Annotated in this window: 2 protein-coding genes; both read right to left on the reverse strand. The window is 47.7% G+C overall.

All coding sequences use genetic code 11. The features are described 5' to 3' along the window. The coding region (locus R7Q48_RS27355; RefSeq protein ID WP_318133403.1) for a formate/nitrite transporter family protein at window positions 1-501 on the reverse strand (501 nt) is incomplete at its 3' end. Between the two features lie 14 nt (window positions 502-515). Continuing rightward, window positions 516-713: hypothetical protein (locus R7Q48_RS27360; RefSeq protein ID WP_318133404.1), on the reverse strand; the 198-nt coding region annotated here is incomplete at its 5' end.

Below are 713 nucleotides of genomic sequence, written 5' to 3' on the forward strand. Positions count from 1 at the left end.
TACGAAACACGTGATCCATCCGTCCATACCCATGTTTTCAAAACCAAGGCTACGCGCGGTAGAAACAGCGACAAACTTCTTCGCTACCGCGTTGAGTTCTAGAGAGAAGTTACCGGTTAGAGAAATCGCCACAAGGTAAGCCACAATCAGAGAACCAATCAGGTTACCCAAACCTACCAGCCCCCAGCAACGGAAAATACGCCCCCAAGTGATGCCCGGACGGTTTGCAAACTTCGCCAAAGGCGCAAGACCAAATACACCTGTAACTAGGTCGTAACCCATCACACTAAGAATCACAAAACCAACAGGGAAAACAAGTGCACCCACAAGGCCAATTCCCGTTTGCACCATCGCCGTAATCGCGACAACTACCGCTAACGACAAAATAATGCCGGCCATCGTGCCACGAAGCAGAAGATCGCGCGTGCTTGTATTGGTTTTTGCTTCACCAACGTTGATCATGGTTTGCACGAATTCAGCAGGTTTAAAGTCTGTAGACATGAATGTGTCCTTATTCAAAATTGAAAGTTAAAAGTTGAAGATTGAATAGAGAAAGGCTTCCCGCTGACATCCACTGCTGTCGACATCATCTCGCTTCCCTGTCCCCCGGAAATGATGCGTGGAAAGCCTTTGTCTATTGAATCTATGAAACGGATACCGAAAGGCGAAGAAACAGCCCTCCTCCAAGGAGGAGGGATTAAACTTACGCTTGA

The organism is Vibrio sp. 378, from assembly GCF_033339435.1.